Source organism: Kyrpidia sp. (assembly GCF_023512215.1).
GTDB classification, from domain to species: domain Bacteria; phylum Bacillota; class Bacilli; order Kyrpidiales; family Kyrpidiaceae; genus Kyrpidia; species Kyrpidia spormannii.
This window is the reverse complement of sequence record NZ_JAILZZ010000101.1, coordinates 1-3,696: the sequence shown is the minus strand read 5'-3', so window position 1 is coordinate 3,696 and position 3,696 is coordinate 1. Positions and strand designations below refer to the sequence as shown.

Genomic DNA, 3,696 nt, shown 5'->3' with positions numbered 1-3,696 from the left:
CATCGGTCTTCGGCATCCACCGCGAGGCGAGCATGGGCACCAACGTCAAGCTGCCGAAAAGGGCCGCGAGGTGGGAAAAGCTTACCGTGAGGGCCAACGGTCCGAACAACTGCTGAGCGAGCCCTTGGGTAAACGCGATCGGCGCAAAGACGACGATCTGGGACAGAGCCGACGCCAGCACGGCCGTCCCCACCTCGGCGGTGCCCTGTTTCGCCGCTTCCTTGGGATCGAGCCCCTGATTCCGGTATCGGAAAATGCTCTCCAGCACCACCACGGCAAAGTCGACCAACGAACCGAGCCCCAGGGCCAAACCGCCCAGAGTGACGATGTTGATCGTCTGGTTGCTGAAATACATCAGCGAGAAGGTGCTGATCACCGAGATCGGAATCACCACGCCGATGATCAGCGTGGTCCGCACCCTGCGCAGGAAGAGATACAGGACCACAATGGCGAACAGCGCACCGGTGAGCGTGTGGTTCACCACGGTGTCGATCGCCTGTTTAATGAACGTGGCCTGATCCGAGATGACCGTGAGCTTGATCGAAGGGGGCAGCACTTTCTGCAGATTCTGCAGTTCTTGGCGCACGTTGTTCGACACCTGGACCGTGTTGCCGTCCGACACCTTATACACGTCGAGACTCACGCTGGGCTGGTTGTTCAGCCTCGCCTCCTGGGTCACCTCGGCAAAGGTGTCCTGAATATCGGCGATGTCCTTGAGATACAGGACCGCGGGAGCCGGGGCCCCGGATCCCGTTCCGCCGCCGGCCGCCCCGCCCGTCCCTCCGCCTCCCAGATGGATGGGCACGTTGCCGATGTCCTGAGGGGACTGGAAATCTCCGGTGACATGGACGACAATCTGGCGGTTCCCCTGATCCACCACGCCGGCGTCGGCCGATGTGTTGTCCGATTGCAGGGCTTGAATCACCTGATTCAGCGACAGGCCGTAGGCCTGCATTTTGATGGGGTCTAGAACCACCTGGATCTGGCGCTGCCGGCCGCCGGAAACCGACACGGACGCCACGCCGTCCGCCCGGGACAGCCGGGTCTGCACCACGTCGTCGGCCAGGCGCTTGAGTTCGACCGGATCCAAGGGGCCGGACATGGCCACCGTCAGAATGGGCGTATTGTTGGGGTCGATCTTCATTACCTGGGGCGTGTCGACCCCGTCGGGCAACTGGCGCTGCACCCGGGCAACCCGGTCCCGCATGGTGAGCATGGCCTGGTCCAAATTCACCCCGTAGCCGAATTGGACCCTGACCACGGAACCTCCCTGGTTGGAGGTGGAACTGATCTGATTCACGCCCGGCACCGAAGCCATCGCCGCCTCCAAGGGCTCGGTGACCTGGCGTTCCATCTCTTCCGGCGACGCCCCTGACCAGCTCGCGGTGACCACCGCCACCGGGATGTTCATCGAGGGATACAGGTCAACCCTGAGCAGGGGGAGGGCGATGACGCCGACCAAGATCAGGGCGATCATGATCATCGAAATGGTTACGGGCCGTTCAATGGAAAAATCCGCGATTTTCATTGCCCGCTACCCGACGCCGTCCCGGCGCCTCCGCCTTTCGTTCCGTTTGCCGGTTGTCCCGACGGCCCCTGCCCGCCGGTTTGCCCCGCGCCACCGTGGCGGCCCGTCTGTCCCGGACCATTCTGGGCGGCCATCCGGGTACCGCCGGCCGAACCGCCGTTTTGACCGGCGCCGCCTCCGCGACCCGAGCCGGCGCTTTGCCCCGCACCGGCCGCAGCACCCGAACCGCCAGCCTGGCCGGACTGCACCACGGTGACCTGGGCCCCTTCGCCGAGGAGCTCCTGACCGGCAACGACGAGCACATCCCCTTCGTTCAGGCCTTTCACCACCTGGACATGTTGACTGTCCACGGCGCCAATCTGAATCAGATGTTGATGGGCAACGTTATTGACCACGGTGAACACTTTCGGGCCATCGGCCGTCTCCACGATGGCCGACGCCGGGATCACCAACCCTCTGACCGGAGGAAGGCCTTCCACCGTGACCTGGGCCACCATGCCCGGTTTCAGTTTGCCATCCGCATTGGAAATCTCCACATCGGCCGGGTAAGATTTCGAGTTGTTATCCTCCACCGGGCTGATCCGCGCCAAGGTGCCCTTGAGTCCGGTCACTCCAGCCGACTGGACGTCCACCCGCACCCCCATGCCGGGCTTGACCTCATTGACGGCGGTCTCCGGCACCTGAACCGTCAGTTTGACGGGGTCCGTCTGGGCGATGGTCACCGCCGAGGCCCCGGGACTCGCATATTCTCCGACTTCCACCGCCCGGCTCGCCACGACCCCGCCCACCGGCGCCGCCACCGTCATTTGATCGATCTGATGCTGAATGTTCGCCACAGCGGCCTCGGCCTGGGCCACTTGGGCTTGGGCGACCTTGATCGAATCCTGGTTCATCGGATCCCCCCCCGGAGCGGCGGTCCGGTATTGCTGCAGGGCTGCGTCGTAGGCCGCCTGCTTGGTCTGCAGAGCGGTCGAAGCCTGATCCAGTTCCTGCTGCGAAGCCGCGCCCGCATCAAACAAGCTCTTGGTTCGGTTGTATGTCGTCTGAGCGTCCTGCAAGGCAATCTGAGCCTGGCTGAGCGCCGAAGAAGCTTGGGAAGAACTGTTTTGGGCGTCCGATTTCGCCTTGTCGAGCTGGGCGCGGGCCACCTGGAGCGAAGCCTGCTGCTGACGGAGTTGACTTTCCAGGTCCGAGGTATCGAGGCGTATGAGGGGCTGGCCGGCTTTGACCATATCCCCCACCTGCACCAGGACCTGAACCACTTTCCCCGACTGTTTCGGCGCCACGTTGGTCAGCGTCGAGGCCTGGATCTGGCCGGCCAGGGTCAGCGTCCCGCCGATGGTCCCCTGTTTGACCACCGTGGTCTCGACCGGGATCGCCCGGCTCTGGCGGGTCGTTGCAGCCCTGTTGCCCGCCGCGCAACCGGCGACCGACCCGCCGGCGAGGGCCAGGGCGGCGAGAAAGAATGCGAGGCGGCGTCCGTTCATCATGTCCCTCCTTGAGGATGTGAACTCAGAAATCCTCCGAAAGATGTGTGCACTCCCGATCCGATGATCATCGGGCGGCGGCCGGGAGCCGGAGGCCCCCCCGACAACGGGGGCCGAACTCCCGAGGGTCGCCGTCTGCGCCCAGCCTCCGCCGGGGGCCGATCCGGGACGATCGGCTTCCCGACCTCGACAGGTCACCGCCCATCCGTGCCCAACCCGAACGTCCGGACTCGGCTGGGCCATACTGAACCCATTGTACTGCGCGCTTGTGGACGGGTTGTGGAGAATGCTTGAAGATCTTATGGAGCCAGCGCCTCACCCCTCGGCTTTGACGGGAGCCGCCGGCGTCCCGGTCTGCGCCGGCTGGGTCTTGGGCCGGCCCCTTAGGAAGAAAATGAGCGGCAGGGCGAAGAACAGCGGAATCGACGCCATCATGAACGTATCGGCGATGGCCTGGGTCACCGCCTCCTTCTGGATCAGGCCCGCCAGAACCGCCACTGCGCCGCTCGCCGCCGTCGTCGGGTCAACCCCGGCCTGGCTCAGCCCGGCGCTCACTTGGGCCTGGAGTTGAGCGAAGGGCACCGAGTCGATGGTCACCCCGTCGCTGATCCGGGACAATTGCACCGCCGAACGCTGCTGGAGAATCGTGGTGAGCGCCGCGATGCCGAAGGAGGCGCTCAC

At 64.7% G+C, this 3,696-nt stretch carries 2 protein-coding genes and 1 pseudogene; all 3 read right to left on the bottom strand.

Features of this window, described 5'->3' with window-relative positions; translation table 11 throughout:
- Positions 1–1,528: efflux RND transporter permease subunit (locus K6T64_RS16455; protein ID WP_288011242.1), on the bottom strand; the 1,528-nt coding region annotated here is incomplete at its 3' end.
- Positions 1,525–3,015, bottom strand: a complete 1,491-nt coding sequence (locus K6T64_RS16450) for an efflux RND transporter periplasmic adaptor subunit (protein ID WP_288011239.1) — start codon at positions 3,013–3,015, stop codon at positions 1,525–1,527. The genes K6T64_RS16450 and K6T64_RS16455, both read right to left, overlap by 4 nt.
- A 315-nt stretch (positions 3,016–3,330) precedes the next feature.
- Positions 3,331–3,696: pseudogene (locus K6T64_RS16445) on the bottom strand (DHA2 family efflux MFS transporter permease subunit); the annotation flags it as partial.